This is a genomic window from Sporosarcina sp. SG10008, from assembly GCF_044569405.1.
Taxonomy (GTDB): domain Bacteria; phylum Bacillota; class Bacilli; order Bacillales_A; family Planococcaceae; genus Sporosarcina; species Sporosarcina psychrophila.
In genome coordinates, this window is sequence record NZ_CP172607.1 from 2,313,386 (window position 1) to 2,337,195 (window position 23,810).

At 39.4% G+C, this 23,810-nt stretch carries 19 protein-coding genes; 6 read left to right on the plus strand and 13 right to left on the minus strand.

Translation table 11 applies throughout. The features are described 5' to 3' along the window. Positions 1 to 208: 208 nt before the first annotated feature. Positions 209 to 1,456 carry a Zn-dependent hydrolase gene (locus tag ACGLYD_RS11195; protein ID WP_340742394.1) on the minus strand — a complete coding sequence of 416 codons (1,248 nt, stop codon included), beginning with the start codon at positions 1,454 to 1,456 and terminating at the stop codon, positions 209 to 211. 194 nt (positions 1,457 to 1,650) lie between these two features. Here ACGLYD_RS11195 and ACGLYD_RS11200 point away from each other — a divergent pair, with 194 nt between their 5' ends. The 4 genes from ACGLYD_RS11200 (at position 1,651) to ACGLYD_RS11215 (ending at position 7,702) form a co-directional block, all read left to right on the plus strand. Continuing rightward, positions 1,651 to 2,820 (plus strand): PucR family transcriptional regulator, encoded by a 1,170-nt coding sequence (locus tag ACGLYD_RS11200; RefSeq protein ID WP_399633009.1) that lies wholly within the window; start codon positions 1,651 to 1,653, stop codon positions 2,818 to 2,820. Positions 2,821 to 2,842: 22 nt separating this feature from the next. Beyond that, a complete protein-coding gene (locus tag ACGLYD_RS11205; RefSeq protein WP_399633011.1) occupies positions 2,843 to 4,393 on the plus strand; it encodes a PucR family transcriptional regulator in 1,551 nt (516 codons plus the stop codon). Between the two features lie 404 nt (positions 4,394 to 4,797). Next, on the plus strand, positions 4,798 to 6,159 hold the full coding sequence (locus ACGLYD_RS11210; protein WP_340763697.1) for an aspartate aminotransferase family protein: 1,362 nt from the start codon (positions 4,798 to 4,800) through the stop codon (positions 6,157 to 6,159). Positions 6,160 to 6,181: 22 nt separating this feature from the next. Then, the gene (locus tag ACGLYD_RS11215; protein WP_399633014.1) at positions 6,182 to 7,702 is read left to right on the plus strand and encodes a CoA-acylating methylmalonate-semialdehyde dehydrogenase; all 1,521 of its coding nucleotides are present in this window, start codon (positions 6,182 to 6,184) and stop codon (positions 7,700 to 7,702) included. Between the two features lie 443 nt (positions 7,703 to 8,145). On the opposite strand, the gene ACGLYD_RS11220 is transcribed toward ACGLYD_RS11215, so the two are convergent. The 4 genes from ACGLYD_RS11220 to ACGLYD_RS11235 form a co-directional block, all read right to left on the minus strand. Further along, on the minus strand, positions 8,146 to 9,444 hold the full coding sequence (locus ACGLYD_RS11220; RefSeq protein WP_399633017.1) for an MFS transporter: 1,299 nt from the start codon (positions 9,442 to 9,444) through the stop codon (positions 8,146 to 8,148). A 507-nt stretch (positions 9,445 to 9,951) separates the two neighbouring features. Then, the gene (locus ACGLYD_RS11225) at positions 9,952 to 10,302 is read right to left on the minus strand and encodes a hypothetical protein (protein ID WP_399633020.1); all 351 of its coding nucleotides are present in this window, start codon (positions 10,300 to 10,302) and stop codon (positions 9,952 to 9,954) included. A gap of 290 nt (positions 10,303 to 10,592) precedes the next feature. Next, positions 10,593 to 11,006: a universal stress protein gene (locus tag ACGLYD_RS11230; protein ID WP_187045240.1), complete on the minus strand. Its 414-nt coding sequence runs from the start codon at positions 11,004 to 11,006 to the stop codon at positions 10,593 to 10,595. Positions 11,007 to 11,019: 13 nt separating this feature from the next. After that, on the minus strand, positions 11,020 to 12,429 hold the full coding sequence (locus tag ACGLYD_RS11235) for a SulP family inorganic anion transporter (protein WP_340742400.1): 1,410 nt from the start codon (positions 12,427 to 12,429) through the stop codon (positions 11,020 to 11,022). A gap of 119 nt (positions 12,430 to 12,548) precedes the next feature. Between ACGLYD_RS11235 and ACGLYD_RS11240 the strand changes: the two genes are divergently transcribed. Then, the gene (locus tag ACGLYD_RS11240; RefSeq protein ID WP_338656122.1) at positions 12,549 to 13,112 is read left to right on the plus strand and encodes a recombinase family protein; all 564 of its coding nucleotides are present in this window, start codon (positions 12,549 to 12,551) and stop codon (positions 13,110 to 13,112) included. 231 nt (positions 13,113 to 13,343) lie between these two features. On the opposite strand, the gene ACGLYD_RS11245 is transcribed toward ACGLYD_RS11240, so the two are convergent. Further along, positions 13,344 to 14,765 carry a VWA domain-containing protein gene (locus tag ACGLYD_RS11245; RefSeq protein ID WP_399633022.1) on the minus strand — a complete coding sequence of 474 codons (1,422 nt, stop codon included), beginning with the start codon at positions 14,763 to 14,765 and terminating at the stop codon, positions 13,344 to 13,346. 15 nt (positions 14,766 to 14,780) lie between these two features. Next, positions 14,781 to 15,956: an AAA family ATPase gene (locus tag ACGLYD_RS11250; RefSeq protein WP_399633025.1), complete on the minus strand. Its 1,176-nt coding sequence runs from the start codon at positions 15,954 to 15,956 to the stop codon at positions 14,781 to 14,783. A 484-nt stretch (positions 15,957 to 16,440) separates the two neighbouring features. Between ACGLYD_RS11250 and ACGLYD_RS11255 the strand changes: the two genes are divergently transcribed. Continuing rightward, positions 16,441 to 17,037, plus strand: a complete 597-nt coding sequence (locus ACGLYD_RS11255) for a hypothetical protein (RefSeq protein ID WP_067210762.1) — start codon at positions 16,441 to 16,443, stop codon at positions 17,035 to 17,037. A 260-nt stretch (positions 17,038 to 17,297) separates the two neighbouring features. Here ACGLYD_RS11255 and ACGLYD_RS11260 read toward each other — a convergent pair whose 3' ends face one another. From ACGLYD_RS11260 to ACGLYD_RS11285, 6 genes are all read right to left on the minus strand, one after another. Continuing rightward, positions 17,298 to 17,936, minus strand: coding sequence for an O-methyltransferase (locus ACGLYD_RS11260; RefSeq protein WP_340742411.1), 639 nt, complete (start codon positions 17,934 to 17,936; stop codon positions 17,298 to 17,300). Beyond that, complete coding sequence (locus ACGLYD_RS11265) at positions 17,923 to 18,258, minus strand: hypothetical protein (RefSeq protein ID WP_399633029.1); 336 nt, start codon at positions 18,256 to 18,258, stop codon at positions 17,923 to 17,925. The genes ACGLYD_RS11260 and ACGLYD_RS11265 overlap by 14 nt, the downstream gene beginning before the upstream one ends. Before the next feature lie 707 nt (positions 18,259 to 18,965). Beyond that, on the minus strand, positions 18,966 to 19,397 hold the full coding sequence (locus ACGLYD_RS11270; protein ID WP_340742413.1) for a MarR family transcriptional regulator: 432 nt from the start codon (positions 19,395 to 19,397) through the stop codon (positions 18,966 to 18,968). Positions 19,398 to 19,411: 14 nt separating this feature from the next. After that, positions 19,412 to 19,891, minus strand: a complete 480-nt coding sequence (locus ACGLYD_RS11275) for a glutathione peroxidase (protein ID WP_187045255.1) — start codon at positions 19,889 to 19,891, stop codon at positions 19,412 to 19,414. 13 nt (positions 19,892 to 19,904) lie between these two features. Next, positions 19,905 to 20,324, minus strand: a complete 420-nt coding sequence (locus ACGLYD_RS11280; RefSeq protein WP_340742414.1) for an organic hydroperoxide resistance protein — start codon at positions 20,322 to 20,324, stop codon at positions 19,905 to 19,907. Positions 20,325 to 20,663: 339 nt separating this feature from the next. Next, positions 20,664 to 23,270, minus strand: a complete 2,607-nt coding sequence (locus ACGLYD_RS11285) for a cation-translocating P-type ATPase (RefSeq protein ID WP_399633033.1) — start codon at positions 23,268 to 23,270, stop codon at positions 20,664 to 20,666. Positions 23,271 to 23,810 lie beyond the last annotated feature (540 nt).

The following is a 23,810-nucleotide window of genomic DNA, read 5'->3' on the forward strand; positions in this document are numbered from 1 at the left end:
CGATTAATTAATGTAAAGTTTGTCAATATCCATTAATACGCTAGCTCTCCACCGTGGAGGGGTGGTTAATTTCCGTCCAGCTGGGGTCGTCCAACCTTCACTCCAATCAACCCGCATTCTAATGATATGCAGTTTAATCCAACGTCATCTCTAACTTTTAGTGATGAACCAATGTGCTAGCGAATTATAGTATTTCAACCTGCACTCATCATGAGTTAAGTGTGTATTTTTCGCCCATGCTGAACTTCTTTTGTAGTGTCAACACGGTTTCCAGTAACACGTCTGCCCCCTTTGCACAGTCTTCAAATGTTGTTTCTTCCTCCTCGCAATGACTTTTCCCCTTGATACTTGGAACAAAAATCATTGCCGATGGGATGAAGCTCGCGATATACTGTGCATCGTGCCCCGCCCCGCTGAACATACGTTGGAAGGAATAACCAAAGTCATGACATGATTTTTCCACTTCATTGCAAATAGCTGCATCAAATAATACGGTCTCCCGCCCCCATAGCTTGACCGGGCTAATGTGGCAACCGCTTTCCTCTGAAGCTAGACCTTTCAATAGCTTTTCTACTTTGAGCATCACCGCTGGATTTTGATGACGCGAATCCATAGTAAACACTACTTCGTTCGGAATGACTGTATGAATATTAGGTGCCACGTGCATACGCCCAAATGTGAACACAAGCGCTTCGTCGATTTTACTTAGCTGCTCATGCAAAGATGAAATTATACGAGACGCCACAATCATCGGGTCTTTACGCATCGACATTGGCGTTGTGCCAGCGTGATTTGATTCACCTGTCACGGTAATTTCATAGCACACCATGCCTAAAACGCCTTCTACCACCCCAATGTCACGTTGCTTTGCTGCTAATACCGGTCCTTGTTCAATATGCAGCTCAATATATGCAAGGGCTTCTGTTAAGCGATTTCCTTGCTCCCCCGCGTAGCCACTCGCCTGTAATGCTTCTTGAAAGGAAATACCATTTTTATCGATAGATTCTAGCATTTTTTCTTTACTGAATTTTGAAGCAATGACACCGGAACTCATCATCGCCGGATCGAAGCGCGCACCTTCTTCATTCGTAAAATTCACAAGCATTAATGGGATCTCGAGCTCAATGTCGTTTTCCTTTAACGTTCGTATCGCCTCTATTGCGGTTAAAATACCTAAGACACCATCAAACCTGCCACCTTTTTCAACCGAATCTAAATGTGATCCCATTACGATGGGTGGGCACTCTTTTTTTCCTGGTAGAATCGCATAGATATTTGCCATATCGTCTACTTGAATGTCCATGCCTAACTCTATGCATATTTCACAAAAATAGTCTCTCGCTAATACATCCTCTTTTGAAAGGGACAAACGGGTTACGCCTCCATTGGCAGTTGCACCAAATTGACTAAATTGTTCAATTAACCCCTGTAATCTACTACTATTACATTTATACATATGCAAGTCCTCTCTTTCACAGTAATAAAATAGTGGTTGTTTACGAAAATTCTAAATTAATAGTTATCGATAAGTGGTTGTTTATGACAATCATAAAATAGAAACTATTTGGAAGATATGGATATAAAACTAAGAAAGTATGTGCAAGTGCACAATATTTATGGTACGTTATTTGTATAATAAGGGGGGCTGTTATGGGAACGATTGGCAAAATCCTAGAGGGGGCTCTATTCCCGATGCTGACATTAGTAGCTGGAGAAAGCGGTTTGTATCGAAAAGTTTCAGGTATTAACGTAGTAGAAAGCATTGATTTAATCACGTTTTGCCGACCAAATGAATTAGTTGTAACAACAGGCATTAACTTTCCACACCAAAATACATCCTTAGAACAACTCGTTAAACTGGCGTACACTAAAAAAATAGCTGGTATTATCGTGAATACGGGACCTTATATTCCTGACATTTCCGAATCGGTCATCTCGTTTGCCAATGAGCATGAATTGCCCATTTTCCAAATGCCTTGGGACCGCCGTGTAGCCGACCTTTTAAAAACGACATTTCAATTTATCGCCACCCACGAGCAAGAACAATCCACCGAAGACCAAGTCCTTTACAACTTACTGTTTCATTACAAACAACACGTCGATTCCACAAGGCAAAATTTAACCCAACTTGGATTTCCACAAGGCGCAGAATTGGCCATCATCACTTGTACGACAACAGATGCACGCAGTAGCATTGGCCGTTACGAGGTCCTCATTCAGTTTGCATTCCAAAATAGATATAAACGGTTTTTAAGACTCAAGCACAAAAACCACCTCATCTTTCTCATCAATCGAACACAGATCACTACATCCAATAGTCCTTTCTCAAAAACAGTTGAAGACATCTACGAAAAGATCACCCAGAAAAGTGGCAGCTTAAATGTCATCATCGGCAAAGGGAATTTTTATGAAGACTACGAAAACATCCATAAAAGCTACGAGGAATCACTCACTGTCATTCAATTAGCACAGTTGCACAACAACCGCTTCTTATACAAATATAAAGAAATTGGAGCCTATAAAATTATTATGGGTGTGCAAAACCGGACATTAATTGAATCTTTTAGCCAGGATATACTTGGACAACTTTATCGATATGATGATTTACACAACACCGATTACGTGTCATTTTTACGTATTTTCCTTGAAGAAAACGGCAGTACGAGTAAAATTAGTGAACGTCTATTCATTCATCGCAACACTGTCCTATATAAAATCAAAAAAGTTGAACTGCTATTAGATATAGACGCCACCAACCCTTTTACAAAAACCAATTTGTATATGGCCTTTTTAATAGAAGATGTGTTGACGCATCAATAATTATGCGTGATAGGAGGACACTATGAATGAATTTCCACTCACTATAGCAGATGTACTGACGAAAAAGTTATTCAGTAGCGCGAAGCTTCTTGCTGGTGCAGAGGGGCAACTCAATATCATCAAATGGGTGCATATCGTCGAAACTATGGATGCTGCCAAATTATTAAAGGGCAATGAATTAATTTTGACTACGGGTATTCATTTGAAAAACAATGATGATGACTTCCATCACTTTATTCACCAATTAATAGCATCCAAATCAGCTGGGCTGTGCATTGAGCTCGGTAGCGTCATTCAAGAAATTCCTGATTGCATACAGCAACTGGCGACGGACTACCAATTCCCTCTCATCATCTTTCATCAGGAGGTAGCCTTTGTCGAAATCACACAAGAAATACACAGTATCCTCATCAATCAGCAATATGGCATGGTGAAAAACCTAGAGAACTACGCACAGCAAATTAATAAATATACACTGACCGCCAACAATTACGAGCAAATTTTAATGCACCTCTATAAACATCTTGGCTTGCAGGTCATCTTTACATTTAATGGGCAAAAGCCTGTGTTTATTCCCAATATTCAGCAGGACAAGTATGATAAGATGCAACAACAGTCAAGCCCTGATTATGTGGAAAAACATGTTATTCGCTGTGAGGTGAATATTTTCAACCAATATTATGGGGAGGTTTGTTTGTTTTCCCCACAGCGCGTCGTCAATGAATACGATGCACTGATTTTAGATCGCACGGTTATTGCACTTTCACACTATTTATTGCGGGTTTTGTATAGCGAGGAAAAAAAGGCTGTGGAGGATCGTGAAGTTCTAGAGCAATGGCTGAATGGGTTATCCAATATGGAGGAATTGACGCATTTCCTGCAAGACCATCATGCAGATATCACAACAAGTAATTGGCTGGTCATGATTCTTCAAATCCACAAAAGCAAAAGCAGTGATTTAACGTACTATAAGCTGTTTACGCGCAATGTCTTAGAGAAGTTAGAATTCTATCCGTTTATCATAGAAAAGCAACAACAGCTTATTTTTATTTTAGCGAATTTACATGCGCAAGAAACATATAAGCAACGTATGGAACAAGCCATTACACAAATCCATGACAATCAGCAAAAATATAAATATGGTGACTTTAAAACTTCAGTCGCTGTAGGAAAATACGTGACTCATTTCCAAGCTCTCAATACTAGCTTTCTAACAGCCAAAGACACCTTACACATTCGATGGAAAGATCCACAGCTTTCGTATTTTTACGAGGATTTACACCTCCATCATTTAATTTTGCAATTACAAAAAAATCCATATATTATGGACATGATGACCGAATATATACAGCCGGTTATTGACTATGACCGCAAGCATAGTAGTAAATTAGTCGAAACGTTAAAAGTATATTTACACACCAATGGTCAAAAAAAAGACACTGCCGAACGCCTGTTTATCGTTAGACAAACACTGTACCATCGTTTGGAAAAAATTGAGCAGTTGCTAGGCTCAGATTTTATGCAAACAGAAAAGCGATTAGCACTAGAGTTAATACTGTTTAGCAACAACTAACCATTCTCTTCACTCACCTTATGTGAAAAGCAACAGCCTATTTATTTTACATTGTGTATAATGCTATTTTTACCGAAAAATCGGATAATAGATTTATAGCATGACACTAGCGTCGCATTAATTCTACCCACTCGCTCTAAATACTCAAAATATTCGTTATTTTTTTGCAAACTAAAAGTTCTTTTATAATGGATAAAGCCAGCTGGTACCCTTCCAAATCCAAATGAAAACGAACTTGTCGCACAAGTATAATTGTAAATAAAAACCAAATAGATGGAATCATCTCTATTGAAGTGTTACCCTTTTTGGCTCTGAACTGTGAAATTTAATAGAGTGAATTTTCTGCCTGTATTTATGCAACGCTAGTGATAGCATGGTGATAAATGAAGGAGTGATGATGCTCGATGACGAATTTAACGAGTCAAAATTGGCAAGTAAAAGATGAACAATATGTATGGCATTCCATGAAGCCCTACAACCCAAACGCGACGACAATCATTCAGAAATCGAAGGGCGCTTGGATAACGGACATTGATGGGAAACGTTATTTAGATGCCATGTCTGGTTTATGGTGTGTGAACGTTGGCTACGGGCGAGAGGAACTCGCCAAAGTCGCTTACGAGCAATTACTGGAAAATGCCTATACTCCTCTATCCGTTGGGCACATCCCTGCCATTCAACTGAGCGAAAAAATCAGCGAATTATTAGGCGATGATTATGTTGTGTTTTTCTCTAATAGTGGTTCAGAGGCGAATGAAGCCGCCTTCAAAATCGCACGTCAATACCATCAGCAAAAAGGTCATACAAATCGCACCAAATTTATTTCCCGCTATCGTGCCTACCACGGCAATACGATGGGGGCATTAGCGGCAACAGGGCAAGCACAACGCAAATATAAGTACGAACCGTTAGCACCTGGTTTCCTCCATGTTGCACCACCAGATGCCTACCGTGCAAACGAAGATCATATTACAGAGCCAACTGCCTTACCGTCTGTTCAGGCAATCGATAATGTCATGACTTGGGAATCATCCGAGACGATTGCCGGCGTAATACTTGAGCCTATTATTACCGGTGGCGGCGTGATTATGCCCCATGAGGACTATTTGCGTGGGGTAAAAGCAGTTTGTGAAAAGCATGGGGCCCTGCTCATTGTCGATGAAGTAATTTGCGGCTTCGGACGTACAGGCAAAGCATTTGGCTTCCAAAACTATGGCATTCAGCCGGATATTGTCACAATGGCAAAAGGCTTAACAAGTGCTTATATGCCGTTATCTGCTACAGCTGTGCGTCGGGAAATTTATGAGGCATTCAATGGGAGTGAGGAGTACGACTTTTTCCGCCACGTCAACACATTCGGAGGTTCTCCAGCAGCTTGTGCAGTTGCCCTCAAAAATATCGAAATCATGGAAAATGAAAATTTATTTGCTCGCTCAGAAGAAATGGGCGCAATTATTCATGCGGAACTACAAGAACGCTTAAAGGATCATCCAAATGTCGGCAACATCCGCGGTAAAGGCTTACTGATTGGCATTGAGCTTGTGAGTGACAAAAACAGCAAAGCGCCACTTGATGTAACTGCTGTCAACAAAGTCATCGCTTTATGTAAAGAACAAGGGTTAATCATCGGGAAAAATGGTGTCACGGTTGCAGGCTTTAACAATACGTTAACTCTCGCTCCACCACTGATTATTTCATTAGCAGAAAAAGATGTGATTGTTGAAAAACTTACGCACGCTTTAAATGAACTACTGCAAAAAGCGTAAAATACAAGGGGGAAATGAATGTATGGTAACAAATACAGAGGTAAAAGAACTAGGGCATTTTATTAATGGTGAAATCGTTGCAGGCACAAGTGGTCACTTCTCAGATGTTTTCAATCCTAGTTTAGGGGCAGTGATTGCACGCGTCCCTATTGCAACGAAAGAGGAAGTGCAAAGCGCAATTGCAACAGCTAAAGCAGCCTTTCCGGCATGGCGCGCCCTATCGATTGGCAAACGCGTTGAAATTGTCATGAAGTTTCGTCAATTGATGACCGCACGTATGGATGCGCTCATCGACATCATTTGTATCGAAAGCGGGAAAACAATCGAGGATGCCAAGGGTGAAATCACACGTGGTTTAGAATCCGTCGACTTAGCCATCAATGCCCCTCACCTATTAAAAGGTGAGTACTCCGTCAATGTTGGTGGGAATATTAATGCTTATTCCGCAAAAGCACCACTCGGCGTTGTTGCAGCGATTTCCCCATTCAACTTTCCAGTGATGGTGCCACTTGCCATTACAACTATGGCGGTCGCAGTTGGCAATTCCGTCATTTTAAAGCCATCCGAGCGCGTGCCCTGCTCCTCATTATTTTTATCGGAACTGTGGAAAGAAGCGGGTTTACCAGATGGTGTTTGGACAGTCATCAATGGAGACAAGGATGCGGTCAACGAACTATTAGAAAACCCTGCTATTGAAGCCATTTCGTTTGTTGGCTCCACAGCAGTCGCTGATTATATTTACACAACCGGTTCAAAATACGGCAAGCGCGTTACGGCATTAGGTGGCGGTAAAAACAATATGATCGTCATGCCAGATGCAGATTTAGAACAGGTCGCAAACGCATTTTTAGGCGCGGCCTATGGTGCCGCTTCCCAACGCTGTATGGCTATTTCCACAATCATTCCCGTTGGCGAAGAAACAGCGAATAACCTCGTCAAAGTACTGGCGGATAAAATCGCAAAATTAAAAGTAGGGCCATACACAGATTCAGACGTTGATTTTGGGCCTGTTATTACAAAGCAATCAAAGGACGCGATCATTGGCTTTATCGACCGTAGCCTAGAAGAAGGTGCTACACTCGTATGCGATGGTCGCAATCCAGACATCGCTAAAAATTCCAATGGCTTCTATCTAGGTCCTACCTTATTAGATAACGTCAAACCTGGCATGGAGATTTATGAGCAAGAGGTATTTGGACCTGCTCGTAATGTCGTTCGGGTAGATACATTAGAGCAAGCAATCGACTTAATCAATGCACATGAGCTCGGTAACGGTGTCACAGTTTTCACAAATAACGGAGCAGCCGCTCGCAAATTTATAACGGAGATTGACGTCGGCATGGTTGGGGTAAACGTGCCAATTCCAATTCCTGTTGGTTATCATAACTTTGGCGGTTGGAAACGCTCGAGATTCGGTGAGGGGCATATGTTTGGGCCTGACCAAGCCCGCTTCTTCACCAAGACTAAAACCATTTCAGAAAAGTGGTTTGAAGAGAACAGTGAATCCGCGTCAACATTTGCTTTTCCAAGTAACAACGACTGATGGTTCACGTAAAATAAACTACTATATATGTTGAACAAATGAATACCTATATGAACTGAGTGAAGGCGCGTTACTAGGGGTAGCCAACCGAACAACGAAGAGTTCGGTTGGTATAATTTCTGCATTCTCCGCAGAAATTATACCGTTAATGCCAAGAGGCTATTCCATATAGTTTAAAGGATACCTCATCTGGCTAAGGGCTGGAGGCATCCCCGAGCGCCGTAACGGATTTGATGGGAGTCTTTATTTCAACTTATATAGTTACTCTTGGTAAATCAACAGAAGTGTTGATTTACACAAAAATAATACCGGAATCCCGCCGAGTTTTGGTCGATGGATTTCCGGTGTTTTCTATTCAATAGAATGAAGTGTAATTCTCTCATTTTTCTTTTCATATCACATGTGCTAACTGCTGCAGGATCATTATTTTCTTGCTTCTGTCATTAAGTTTTGTGATGTTCTTTTTTCTCTTTAAACCGTTTCCAAACAATAAGTGGTATCAAAAGTAACGAAAGGTACATGCCGAGAAAGCCTAAAACAGCATAGCTTGAGTAGGCAACAATGATTCCTGACAATATACTGCCTGCTGTTCCAGCTAAAGCAACCCACACATCAACAGAACCTTGTGTTTTTGCACGTGTTGTCATATCAGTTGAATCAATGATGATTGCTGTTCCGCTGATTAAGCCAAAATTCCATCCAAGTCCTAGCATTATCAGCGCAATCGTCAACCAGACGAGGGAATCACCTGGAGAAAAGGCTGCTAGTAATCCCGCAATTGATAACGTGACACCCGAAGCAATGACCATTACTGTACGACCGACTTTATCAACTAATAGACCTGTACCAAGCGATGGCAAATACATCGCCGCAATATGTAGACTGATCACCATTCCAACGACCGTCAGTCCAGATCCATGGTTTTGCATATGGATTGGGGTCATTGTCATGATTGCAACCATGACGAGATGAGACAAGACGAGAACCATCGCACCGACAAAAATACCGATTCGGTTTACTTTACTCTGTCGTGTTTTATTTACTGTTGTAGTATTTGAATCAACTTGTTTTTCCTGCTTTACTGCAATTGCTCTTGCAACTAGAAATGGATCAGGACGCAAATAGAAGAACAACGTTAGTCCAGCTACGAGGTACGCCGCCGCTGCTAATATGAATGGCCCCGCTAAAGCTGGTATACCTAGCGTCATCGCAAAGTTCCCCATCGGTGTCACTAAATTAGGTCCCGCCACCGCACCTATCGTAGTTGAAACCATTGCGATGCTAATGGCAGTCGCACGCTGCTTGTCACTAGCCAAATCTGTTCCGGCATAACGCGCCTGTAGATTTGTTGAAGTCCCTGCACCATAGACAAATAGAGAAATAAATAATAACAACACATTGTCCATAGTTGTTGCGAAGATGACACCTATCGCACCGATACCACCTGTGATGAACCCAAGTGACAACCCGTACCGTCGACCAAAACGCTGCGAAATCCTGCCCACTAAGAACGCTGCAAGCGCAGATCCAAGTGTAAACAATGCTGCCGGCAACCCTGCAAAGCTTGCAGTTCCTAACATATCCCTAGCAATTAATGCCCCCACAGTAATCCCAGCTGCAAGTCCCGCCCCACCAAAAATCTGGGACATCACGACAACGAATAGCGACCGCTTATAAAGCTTTTGTTGTGCTTCAATTGAATCTACATAGTGTGCTAGCCCTAACGAGTCTTTTTTTCTCATATGGAAATCCCCCTTTACCAACTCAAAGAAACCAATAGGACCAAATTTAAGGGTAGTCATCTAACATACTATCCGTGACTATATTTTAACACCCCCGTACACTACAAGGGATTTTTATAACAAATCATCTATTCATGTGATTCCATACCCCATTTGATGACTTATTATTCTATTAAAAAATCCCGCTTTGGTACGCATTATGAAATGGCGTAGCGGGTGAAGTTGTTATTTGTTTCTGCGCAGACACTTTATTATTGAGTACGGTACAGGAAATTTTATTTTACCCATTCAAGAGAATTTAACAGTACTTCAAGCGCAAGTTGATGTAATAACACACTACACACTTGATTCCTAGAACAAACCGAAAGAAGAATAATATCACTGGTAAAGGGTTCTCCTCAGGGGGGAAATATAAAAAAATGTAACACTTATTTCAACGCCCCAAAAAAGCATCGATTATAGCACCGATACTTTCTATTTTTAATTCAGGAAATAACGTATTATTTTTTATTTCCTTAACACTAGTTCTTTCAATTTCGTGGCATTTTCCTTGTCCATTGTACCGTAAGTATTTTCAACCCTATCAATAATTGTTGCCGTTTCATTACCATCATTAAACCAAATAAAGTATTCAACTAATTTTTCAGTCATATGTTTATCAACACTGAAAAATAAAGTTACTTTTACATCTTCTCTTCTATCCATCTCAGCTTTTACATTTTGTTGCAATTCAATTTGGTCAAATATCACCCTCGACAAATCCACAATATCTTTATCGGTAATCATTACCGCTTCGTCATAGCTTTCATCAGGTTTCACCACTTGAACATCAACTCTAGTTAATTGTTTCACATTCACTTTACTTAGTTTTTCCTCATTATTGCTACAGCTTATCAAAAGCAAGGTAGATATTAAAATGATGGTAAGGGACTTAATCTTTTTTTCACAACTAACACCTCCTATTTCAGTATGTAAAGATTCAATTACACTACTGATGCATTAATATGTGCGTGAAATTAATAATACACATAACCCCAAAAATAGGAAGGAGTCCAAACAAAAAAATCTTTATAATGGAATGCACAGGCACTCTTTATTCAACTTCTCACCAGTCACATGGATCGTATAGTAGTGGGAATGAAGGCCCTTTATTTAACAATCGTAATCGGACAATTTACATGCTTCATTACTTTGTGACTGACGCTGCCGATTATCATTTCTTGAAAAGTATTTAAGCCGCGACTTCCGATGACAAGGTGGTCAATTCCTTCTGAATTCACATACTTTATTATTTCTTGACTTGGATTCCCTTTCAACATGGTAGTCTTCGTCTTCACTCCGACATCTTTTGCTAGTTCTAAAATAGGATGCATTTTTTGCTCTCGTTTTAATGTTAAGCTCTCTGGACTTTGCGATAACAGCCGCTCATCTTTTGCCTTATTATAGTCCGAGACATAAATAACTTCTAACTGCGCATCAGGTAAGTAACGGACGATCGTAATAGCATGTTTTGCTGCACGTAAAGCATTTTCTGACCCATCAATTGCTACAGCAATCTTCATGTGAATTCCTCCCTTATGTTAATCGTTTGTACAATTGTTCACTTGAAGAATTTAACCCTTGAATCTGTACCTTCACACCTTTTTGCTCAAGCTTCTGTTTCACTTTATATATTGCACCGACTGCAGATTCATCCCACAGCTGACTGTTTTCAAAATTAATGACGATTTCATTTTCTGTAACATTGTCGAATGACTGAATAAATTTCGTAGTTGATGCAAAAAACAAAGGTCCTTTCACCTTATATCCATCTAAATCATGCGTTACTGTCACACGAGAAATTTTTGCAACAAAAAATAGCGCACTTAATATAACACCACTAACAACACCAATCGCTAAATTATGTGTATATAAGATAATCGCAATTGTAATGAGCATAACAAGTGATTCCGATTTAGGCGCTTGTTTCAGAAACTTAAACGAACCCCAATTAAATGTTGTAATACTAACCATAATCATCACCCCGACAAGAACAGGCATCGGAATTTTGATAACTACATCACCTAAAACGATAATTAAAAACAGTAGAAATACACCCGCGGTTAATGTTGATAAGCGTCCTCGTCCACCTGATTTAATATTGATGATTGATTGACCAATCAAAGCACAACCTGCCATCCCACCGAAAAAACCAGTGATAAAGTTGGCGATCCCTTGTCCACGTGCTTCTTTATTTTTATTACTCGACGTATCAGTCATATCATCCAATACTTGGGAAGTAAGTAATGATTCCAATAAACCAACAATCGATAAAGCCAAAGCATAAGGGAATATGATTTTTAACGTTTCAAAGTTAAGTGGAATATCTGGAAGGAAAAAAACCGGCAATGAATTTGGCATCGTCCCTAGATCACCAATCGTCTGTAACTTCACACCACTTATGAGCGCAATACAAGTCATAACGACAATCGCAACAAGAGGTGCAGGAATAGCCGTGAAAAATCGTGGAATCGCGTACACTAAAATTAATGTAACAATCGCAAATAGATAGGTCATACTATTTGAACCCAGTAAATAAGGCAATTGTGTAATGAAAATCATAATCCCTAGTGCATTCACAAATCCAAGCATGACGGAGTTTGGGATGAAGCGCATTAAATTCGCAACACCAAGTCCCCCGAGTATTAATTGAATAATTCCTGTTAAAATTGTGGCTGCAAGTACATATTGTAGACCATGATTTGCCATTAAGCTGACGAGCACTAAAGCCATTGCACCTGTCGCAGCTGAAATTAAACCAGGTCGGCCACCTACAAACGAAATAATGACCGCAATTGTAAATGAAGCATATAACGCGACACGGGGATCTACACCCACAATGAACGCAAAAGCCAATGCTTCAGGAATGAGTGCAAGTCCTACAACCATACCTGCTAAAAGATCGGCACGCATATTCCCAAACCACTGTTGTTTTAAAGTATACATACGGTTCCCCTTTCATGATGTCTAAAATTATAAAAAAGCTTATGCCAATGTTAGAATGTTAATATCATATCATTTTTAGTCCCATAAGGTAATACTTTTGGGAAGTTAGGAGCGAAAAAATGAAATACGGATATATCCGTCCGATTGTCTTGGATCAACATTGCGCCCACCAATTAAATGAACTTTTCATTGATACATTATGTAAAGAGACACATGGACTTGCCAGGAAAAGAACAGAGCTTGAACACTTATTAATGGCACTTAAAAAAGATGATGAACTATTCGTCCAAAATATTGTAGTATTAGCTGATTCCCTGCAGCAGCTTTTAGATATTTTACGACTAGCAGAACGAGATCAAATCGCCATTCACTTCCTCGATGAACAATTATCCAATCAAACAATACAAAAAGCTTCACTACTTCAAAGTGCTACTTTTTTCGCTGATTTACAATCTAAATTTCTAAGCCATTCTTCTACATTTACGCTACAAGCTGCTAAACAACAGGGTAAATCGATTGGTCGTCCACGAAAACCAGATGACAATTTACAGCTGGCTTTTTCAATGTATGACAGTAAGAATTATACGTTATATGACATAAAAGAAGCGACTGGAATTAGTAAGTCTACTTTATATCGCTATTTGGATGATCGTTCTACATCGTTATCCGATGAGACAGAATAAAAGATATAAAACTAGATATGTTGCAATAAAGAATCCTACCAACAACGCTTGGCGCTAGGGGGTGCCTCCCAATTGGTCTTCTTTCTGGCTTATCGCGGGAGGCATCCACAAAGCGTCAAAGCGGTATTGGCAGGAATTCTAATTAGTTCTAAGTATTAGGACTTTTTCAACGATCTCTCAAATGCCCTTGTAAAGCGCATACGCAGGATTCATTGGTTCAACATATATAGTTTATATTTCAAAAGCAGTAAAACTGCCTGCGTCATCAAAATCATAAACTTGAATAACCCTGTCTGAAAATTGTTCTACTATATGTATGCTGCTTCCGAGCACTAGGGAAAGAACGTTGAAATCCTTTTCTTTTTTCTTTTTGTTGAATTCTAGTAGAAATGAATCGTTTAAAGTGTCCTCACCATCCGTAACGAAAACCAAATCGGCTTGTTTAAACCGACTTTCATTGATTACATTCATCGCTTCATCAAGCGGAAGTGCAAAATTCGTACCCCCACCTAGAAAGGTTCGAGCCAAACTAACCATATCAGACCCTTTAATTTTCCCTTTTTCATATTTATGAATTTCTGTCAGAGTAGAGAATAATATTAAGCAAAAATCCCTTCGCTGCCTTCTCGCAATGGACATTAGGGTTAATATAAAACCTTTGGATTGTGTATCCAGTTTGTACATACTGCCTGACTGATCTAGACAAAGTACGATTGGACCCTTCTCCAATACCTCACGCCCTTTCTGTTCATATTGCATGGTTTGGCCTTCAACAAAGCGACGAAGAAAATCGTTCTTCGATATTGGATGCATGTATAAGCCAAATTCCATCGGGAGTAACCTCTCGATATCGTTGCCTAACGTAACTCCCCTTCTTCCCATAGACTCTTTATGTATGGATTTCTGCTTTTTACGGGCTATCTGTTTGAATCTACCCGCCCACTCCGCTATTTCTTTCATCGTTTTATCAGAAGCCATTTTTTCAGCTAATGCTAGTTGGTCGCGTAAAGGAACCTTTTTTAATTCCGCATCACCACTCCCTGCACTATAGCCGCCAAGCAACGACTTTAGACCGTCTTTCACTTGTTTTGTTTCTTGCATGGCTTGAGCCAATGCTTGTGAAAAGCTATGACTGTTATTTTGAAGCAACTGTTGCAATTTCTCATCAAATTTAGTCATCATTTCATTAAAAATCTCTTCCGACACCCGACTTCCACTCCTTGGCTCTTCTTGCCAATCCTGCTCTTGAGGTTGCCTTTGCATTGCGTGAATTTCCTGGATCTGTTTTTGAAAGTCTTCATCTTCCTCTTTTTGGTCAGCCAGCCACCGATTCGTCTTTTCTCCGAATTTCACCGTGCCGATAGCTGACAATAAATCATCCAATCGGGTGAAGCTTCGGTAGTGTACAAAGGATTCATCCGCCATGATTCTGTCCATAAGTGTTTTATTCACCTTAAGTACACAGTCTACGTCCCCTGCCAAAATTTCTGGTTTCATCTTATATAAGGAAGCCCAAATATCAGCCAATAATGGTTCGAACATTGGCAAAGCACCTTCAACTCTTACCTTTTGAAGACCCAGAGACATGTCGAAAATTTCTTTAAAACGTCTTTTATCGTATGCGTCCGTATTCAAGACTGAACGATTCTTCATAAAGAATACCCCCTTTCACATATTAAAAAAGGTGCTGGTGGAGCCCCTCTTGTCATTTTGGGATTCAAAATACCACGGTTCTAAAATACTATCCAGGATTTCATGTTCCATCGAGGTCACTTTATCAAGTAATTGGCCAATATCAGCCTTCCTACTTTGATTGTTACTTTGGAGATTCTTCAAATCAGCCACTAAAGCTTTCATTTTTTGAGTTGCTTCCATTCCTGCTTCTGGCGAATGATCCTGCAGTATGGCGTAGAATACTTCATTTGCTTCATTTTGTATGGAGTAGAGGATCTGAGTAACAACATCTTGTGAATGGTTGCGAATAATGGAAGACACGGTATCTTTTTGATCCACCGTTTCCCAGAGTACATTTTCCAGGATGACAATATCATCTATCTTCACAACTTGCCTTTGGTTTATCAACGCCTTCGCTTGAAGGACTGAAAGCGACTGTTGAAACCGCCTGTCAGAAGGCCGAATTCCCTCGTCACGCAAATTAGTACGAATTTCCGAAAGAATTTCATACACTTCATCCGGTATTGTAACCCTGTCCGTCAAAAACTGGAGTTGAATCAATTCATCCATCGTCAAGGAAGGCATGGCCTGATTTTGACCGGTCCCCTTCATCATAGAAACAAAATTCGTATCATCCGCAATATAGTCTAGCTCGAACCGAAGTAAAAACCTGTCGAAAAGAGCTTCAAGCCCTTCTCCTTCTTCAGGATATTCGTTCGAAGCACCAATAACTGACATTAAAGGAACCTTTACTGGCGTTCCGTTATTATAGAAGAGTCGTTCGTTGATAAGCGTCAGCAAACTATTCAAGATTGCCGAGTTTGCTTTAAATATTTCGTCAAGGAAAACTAGATTAGCTTCCGGCATTTTAGTTGCTGTATTCCTCTTGTACACACCTTGTTCAAGGTCTTTTAACGACAACGGGCCAAACACTTCTTCGGGTGTACTGAACCTTGTCAGCAACCATTGGAAGTATTCTGTTCCTTGTACGATTTTTGCTAATTCAAACGCCAATGCGGATTTCGCAGTTCCAGCAGGTCCAATCATGAGCATATGCTGTCTAGAGAGCAGAGCTACAAGAATCCCCTCAACTTCGTTCTCTCGTTCGAAAAACTTTGAATTGAGTGCCTGTCTGATTTCCTCTAACTTTTTCAAATTAGTAATTGTCATTTTATATAACTCCTTACTTTAGAATGTAATTAAAAAAGGAATTCGTCTTCTAATAATCTTGCTTCCCTTTACAAAGAACATATCGAATTGCCCTCTGAAAGATTCTTGTTCTCCATTACAGTTTGATGGATACTCAGTCATTTTAATCATCCAATTACTATATTTTCACCATAGATGTCTTTGAACCACATATTCTTATAGGTAACGTCATACTACCGTTGAGTAACTCGTTCAGTTGGCGTTGGAAATCCGATGAATCATCCCACTTAAATAGAAGTCATCTATCGGGAAATAAACAGCGCCTACAGTTTACAACGGGGGGTCTTCAATATCTGACAGTGGTATAGACAATGATTATCATGTGAAAGGCAGTGACTGGCGCCAGTCACTACCTTTCATAATAGTTAGAAAAATGAAACTTTTATAACATACTTTCCGTATAAGAAGTAGATAAAAAATAAAAAAAGAGGAGGTGGTTGAGACTATGTACCATAATAAATCACGTTCGAATCGTATTTCTTTCTTCATAGAGAAGGTCTTTCGAGGGAAGACTGGCGTTGTCATATCTGCAGCTCTTACATTCCTATTACTTGTAGGCTGTACTCAAGACGAACCACAAGACAAAAACATAGAACTTATTCAAGGCTATCTGGAGTATGAATTGACTACTCCAAATAAAGAAGCAATACAAGCACACAATGAACTGTGGAAGTGGGCTGAGAAACAGAACCAGGCGAGCGTACCATTCAGTAAAGAGTATAGCGCATATTTAAAGGATAGCTACGGACCTTATTTTTCCGAAAGTGGTTACGATAAATTAGTGAGAACTTATGTATTAATGTTCCACTTAGCGGCGGACAAATACGATTATCAGACAACTGTTAGTAAAATCGTTATAGAGCAAAATAAAGACACCCCAACGAATTATTACTTTACTGTTTATATTGAATATGAAAAAAAAGGGGAAGATAAAGTGGATGCAGAAATAACAGGGATAGCGATTCTTCGCCCAGGTGGAATAGAGGAAATTAAGTACCTTGGTGATAAGAAAATGTTGAGAACGCTTCTATCAGACGATTAAGTAGGAAAAGTAGATAATGAAATTTCAAAAGAAATCACCCAACTAATGGATGCTTATAGTTGTAGTTGATAAGTTGTTGTAAAGTATCTCTCATAACTCACAAAAAAATATATAAAAAGAGCGCTTATAGGGCGCCCTTTTTTAATGCTTTTATCGATGATAGTCTTCTCTTTAACGTTCTGAGTAAAGTACGATTTCCATTGTTATTTGTTTATTCCCCCAAAAGAGACCCCGTTAGTTATGTCACTGAAATTCTTCTGTTATCTCTTCACTCGTGAAATCGTCATCCCATCCCCGATTGGAATAAGAAGCGATTCCAATTGGGGATGATTTGCTACCGTTTCATTGAATGTTTTCATTAATTCTGTATAACGTTTTGGTTTCGCCTCTGGATCCACTACACTACCGCCAGCCAGTACGTTATCCGTCACGATTAACGCACCCGCCTCCGCAAGTCGAATGCAATAGTCTAAGTAATTTTCATAGTTTTCTTTATCTGCATCGATAAAGAAAAAATCAAATCGCTGCCCCTCGTCAACTAATCCTTCAAGGCTTTTCAAAGCTGGCCCCGTCCTATAAGATACTTGATCACCAAAGCCAGCCTTCGCTAAATTGCTAGCTGCTAACGTTGCATATCTCTCCTCTAATTCAAGGGAAGTTAATTTCCCTTCACTACCAAACCCTTTGGCAAGACAAATTCCACTATAGCCGCCAAGCGCCCCGATTTCCAGCACATTTTTCGCCCCTGAAATGGCTGTCAGCATCGTAAGTAGCTTGCCAGAAGAAGGTGAAACCGATATGGCAGGCATACCGTTTCCTTCAATCGATGCAATCACTTCCTCCAACAGAGTATCTTGCTTCGTAAACACTGAATCGATATATCCGTTAATTTTTTTCATCCAACTCAATCCCTTCCACATTAGCATCTACCATTGGCTTGCGATCCGACATTTCATCTACATTGATTTCAAATAGTTGAATAAACTCATTAATGATCATATCAATCGCTTTTAATTCACCGACTAAAATCGGCTGGATTGATAGAAACTCGGGTTGATCTAACTGTTGCATAATAGTTGAACGCTTCAGATGCATACGCTCTAAAAACGCAATTGCTCTTCCTCGACGAAAGGTTTTCGCACCACGCTGATGCACGCCCTCTTCCCCTCCGTGGCGTCTGCCGCGATGACGACCTTCTCCCTTGATATGTTCTTCTCTCATTTGTATTCCCCTCCCTTTGTATACATTTGTATACAAAGTGTTATTATCTTAATTGTATACAAACGTATACACACTGTCAATATTAAGTTGTTTGTGTTTATTATAGAAAATAGAGGCTTAGGACTGTTCTTAATCATTTCCCTTTGTTGAATGAATCAAGGCTCGTTAACTCATCGATTGTTATCTTCAGTAAATCTTTCCACATGTCAAATCCATCCCGTTTGGGTAAGCATGCTGTAAACTCTTTGATTTCAGAATTGCCTTGGAGCAGACGCTATATAGAAAGTGACAATGACTTAAATTCAAAACGATATGTTATAAAGATAGAGTAAGTAGTTATTCACTCGTTCCCAAAATCTTTAGCACTTCGTGTACCTGTACCTTCGGAAAGCGACGGATGAAAGACCACCATACAATTAACGAAAATAGCTGTTTAGGGGTGCGACTTTATCGCACCCCTAAACAGCTATAAATCCCGATAATGATGCAGTAGTCGTTCAATCCAAAGCGATCCGCAAGCACGTGTACATGGGGTGTCTAGTATTCACCGCAAAAGTAAGCAGTAATTTAATGGTTAAATTTAGTTGATTACTATTTGTACAATTAACTCTTTTACTTTCCCTAAAATATAGACTTAATATCACATCCATACCGCGCCAATGAATAATAAAAGGGTGAATGCTACTAAGGGACTGTCCTTCTACGCTTTACGCACCAGAGGAATTTGACCGTTCTTTCATTTTTTGATGCAGCTCATTCAGCCGCATCATCAGCTCATCATATTCAGACAAGCTGATGTTACAGAGTTGGATTTCTTCTGCGACTCGTTTCGTGATTGGCCCCTGATCGCGGTGCGCTTTTTCTTCTAAATAAATATACACTTTTCGTTCATCTTCTTGTGAGCGTTCTTTTCGTACCCAGCCGTTTTCCTGCATACGTTTAATCATCGGCGTCAGCGTTCCGGTTCCGAGGTCGAGTCGTGTACCAAGTTCTTTCATCGATATTTCATCTTTTTCCCATAACGCTAAAAGCACCAAGTATTGCGGATACGTCAAACCAAACGGCTGCAATACACTTGTATACAGCTTATTAAACTCTCCAGCCGTTTCGTATACAGCGAAACAAAGCTGGCTGTTCAATGACAGAAAATCCTTCATGATAAAATCTTGTTCAAATCTTCTTCGATTTTTCCAGGTTCAGTTTGCGGCGAATATCGCTTTACAACCTCTCCTTGTTGATTCACTAAAAACTTCGTAAAGTTCCACTTGATTTTTTTCGAAAACAACCCTTTTTTCTCTGTCGTTAAGTGTGTGAAAAGTGGATCCGCATCGTCACCGTTCACGTCAATTTTCGCAAAAATGGGGAACGTGACACCATAATTCACTTGGCAGAATTCTGTTGTTTCATTAATATCGTCAAACTCTTGATTATTAAACTGGTCGCAAGGAAATCCCAAAACCGTCAGCCCTTCATCTTTGTACTTTTCATAAAGCGACTGCAATCCGCCATACTGAGGGGTTAATCCACATTTACTAGCTGTATTTACAATAATTAGAGGCTTGCCTTCATATTCTTTCAGTGACGTGATTTCCCCATTTGTTTTTTTTACTTCAAAATCATAAACTGATACCATTTTAAGTCTCCTTTTAGTTAATCACTATTTCAACATCAACGTTACCATTGAGTGCTTTAGAGTACGGACAGTAGTGGTGCGCTTTATTCACATATTCTTCCGCGACGGAATGGTCAACGCCCTCAATTGTTACTTCGAGCTTGACGCCAAGTTTAACACCTTTATCTTCTTTATCTGGGTAAAGAGAAACAGTCGCTATTACTTCACTGCTTAAAAAGTCAACTTTCCCCTTCTCCAACTGTAACTCAAGCGCACTGTTAAAGCATGCGCTGTAACCTGCAGCAAATAGCTGCTCCGGATTCGTTGCAGTTGTGACATCGCCCCCTAGTGCTGCTGGTTTTGCAACATCCAAATTGAAAATATTGTCCGGTGAATAGACATACCCATCACGTCCGCCTGTGTTAATAATCGTCGTTTCATAAAGTGCTTTCATGTCAAAAACTCCTTTTTCTTTTATTTAAATCGTTCACAACTAAATCGTACACGATTTATATTAAAAATGCAAATATAATCTAATTTCTCTTTTTATTATTTCTACGTTGTGACACCCCATAGATAATGACCAAAAGAACAAAGCCTGTTTATGATGGAATTCGTCAGTGGATCGCTAATTCGGGGTTTTGAATGCTGAAGCATAAAAAAAATTAAAAATCCCTTTGGATACTAGTACCCAAAGAGATAAACCGCTGTAACTTTTAATAAACAGTACGACTTTATTTCAGATGTGTATGGTTTCTGACACTCATATAACTGGAGCCAGTTTATATTAGCATTATTTACTTCTCACGAATAATACTTTATACCACTGATTTACTAGAAACGGCATACAGGACAAGCAATAAATATAACCTAATTGTATCCCACTTAATGTTGCGACTTCAAACACACCCGTAAGCGATGGAACAAATAACACTAAATGTAAACATATAAAACCTATTAAAAATGCTAGCCAAGTATAGAGATTCGAAAACACACCTATTGTGAAGATCGATTCTTTAGATCTAGAATTGAAGCCATGTACTAATCTTGACAAACATAATGTTGCAAATGCCATTGTGCTTGCTGTTTGCGTATCCCCCGTTGACAACCCTATTCGAAAAGCAATGATCGTAGCTATAGCAATTAATAAGCCTTCGAGTATCACTTGAGTCGTAAATGTTTTATTTAATAATGGAGTGTTAATATCTCTTGGCTTGTCCTTCATTGTGTTTTTATTATGCGGCTCTAAACCTATTGCAATTGCCGGCAAACTATCGGTAAGTAAGTTAATAAATAATAGATGCACGGGTGCAAAAGGGACGGGTAAACCTAATACTGTTGCATATAAAACAACAAAAATAGCACCTGCATTCCCTGATAATAAAAATAGAATGGCGTTTTTAATATTCGTATAGAGGCTTCTTCCATTCGAAATAGCTTTGACAATCGTTGAAAAATTATCATCCGTTAAGATCATAGAGGATGCATCTTTCGCTACCTCAGTACCGGTTATCCCCATCGCCACACCGATATCGGCTTGTTTTAAGGCAGGACCATCATTGACACCATCTCCCGTCATCGCAACTACATTTCCTTTTTCCTGCCAAGCTTTAACGATGCGAATTTTATGCTCTGGTGTTACACGGGCATAGACAGAGAAATCTTGAACCTTTTCTTGTAGTTGTTGATCAGTTAATCCTTCAATTTCATGTCCTTCGATCGCTTCTGATGGATCGTTTAAAATACCAATTTGTTTGGCTATAGCAGTTGCTGTTATTTTATGGTCACCTGTAATCATAACTGGTTTAATACCTGCTTTTATACAGCTTTCAACCGCTGATTTTGACTCTTTTCTCGGAGGATCCATCATCGCTATTAATCCGACAAAAATTAAATTTTTTTCGACTTCGACATCGATTAGTTGATTTTTCGATATCTCTTTGTAAGCAATTGCAAGTACTCTTAAACCATTCATAGAAAAGTCACGATTCACTTCTTCAATTTTATTACGATGTTCATCCGTAATATAAAGTACACCTTCTGAGGTTTCAATTTTCGCAATTTTGGATAGAAGAACATCTATTGCTCCCTTTGTAATCAAAGTATAGCGCTGATTGAACTGATGTACTGTACTCATTAGCTTTCTGTCTGAATCAAAAGGTATTTCGGCCAGCCTTGGATAGTGATTTCTTACGATTAATTCGTCAAGATTGTACTGCTTCCCCAATTTCACAAGTGCAATTTCAGTTGGATCACCAATTTCTTTACCATCTCTTTCCAAGGCGTCATTACACAATAGTGCCTTTAAGATAAGATTTTTCTCAATCGCATTTTCTGTATGTAGTTCATCATGCGAAATGACTTTTTGATCAATATATACTTGTTGAACACTCATTTTGTTTTCCGTTAATGTTCCCGTTTTATCTGAACAAATAACGGAAATACTTCCCAGACTTTCAACAGCATAGAGTTTACGTATAATGGCATTTTCCTTCGCCATTTTTTGTGTCCCAAATGCCAGCACAATGGTAATAATCGAACTTAACGCTTCCGGAATTGCTGCAACCGCCAGCGAAACAGCAAACATAAACGAGTCTACTAACTCGCGTCCTCGAAAAAGATCAATAATGAAAATGGCTAAACAGATCATCGTAATTCCTAAAGCTAATTTTTCCCCAAAACGATCTAAATTTACTTGTAAAGGTGTTTTCTTCTCTTTCGCAGTATCCAGTAAATTTGCGATTTTCCCGATTTCCGTTTCCATACCAATGGATGTAACAATGACGGTACCACGTCCATTGGTGACAAAGCTTCCAGTGAACACCATATTCTTTTTATCGCCAATCGTTACACGATCTTCTTTGATGGGCGCAGTACTTTTCGCAACAGCCAATGATTCACCTGTTAGCGAACTTTCATTAATATGCAAATTATGGCTTTCTGCTAATCTGCCATCAGCACTTATATAGTCACCAGCCTCTAAATAGAGAAGATCTCCAACTACTATATCTTCTGAAGAAATCTCTACTATCTGTTTATCTCGCATCACTTTTGCAACTGGAGAGGTCAAAGCTTTCAGATTATCCAAAGACTGTTCTGCCTTCACATGCTGCACAGTGCCCAGGATTGCGTTTAAAATAACGACAATCATAATCACAATCGTGCTTTCTACTTCACCTAATAGAAATGAAATGAAAGCGGCAATCAATAATATAATGACTAATAAATCTTTAAACTGTCCAAAGAAAACGGAGAATGTACTTGTCCTTTTTCCTTCCAGCAATTCATTATAACCGTATACTTCTTGCCTATTTTGGACGTCATAATCGCTCAATCCTTGATTTGTCACGTCCAACATCTCCATGACTTCAACTGATGATTGTTGATGAAATTCTGACATTCGATTCCCCTTCCAGCGTAAATTTAGTAGACAATACAATAGCACTAAAGCCTAGAAGTGAAATCTCTATGAATTATATTCAGTAGAAAAAATACTTCTATTTAATAATCTTTCTGTTAGCAAATCTCGATTCCCGACGAGCAGACCTCTTATGGATTGTCCTATCTTACGTAGGGAGTGAATCCACTTGAATATATTCCAGAAAACAGCATTCGATAATAAGCTTTTCAATTTTGTCTCCAATCTACTCCACCTCCATAATACTCTACCAATACTATTCCTAGTTCTGTTCCAGTATGCTAATAATCGATATACAAATTAAGTTATTTATTGTATCGGTGAAAACATAAAATAGATTCACTATTACTCTTTAGTTGATTTTAATTATATTAGTTTGGTCCACAAAAAAATAACACCTGAATTCCACCGACGTTTGGTCAATGGATTTCAGGTGTTTTCTATTCTAAATACGGTACTTATTCACTAAACCAATCAGGTGTGGAAAATACAGTTTTGTTTGAAATATAGAATAGACAACTT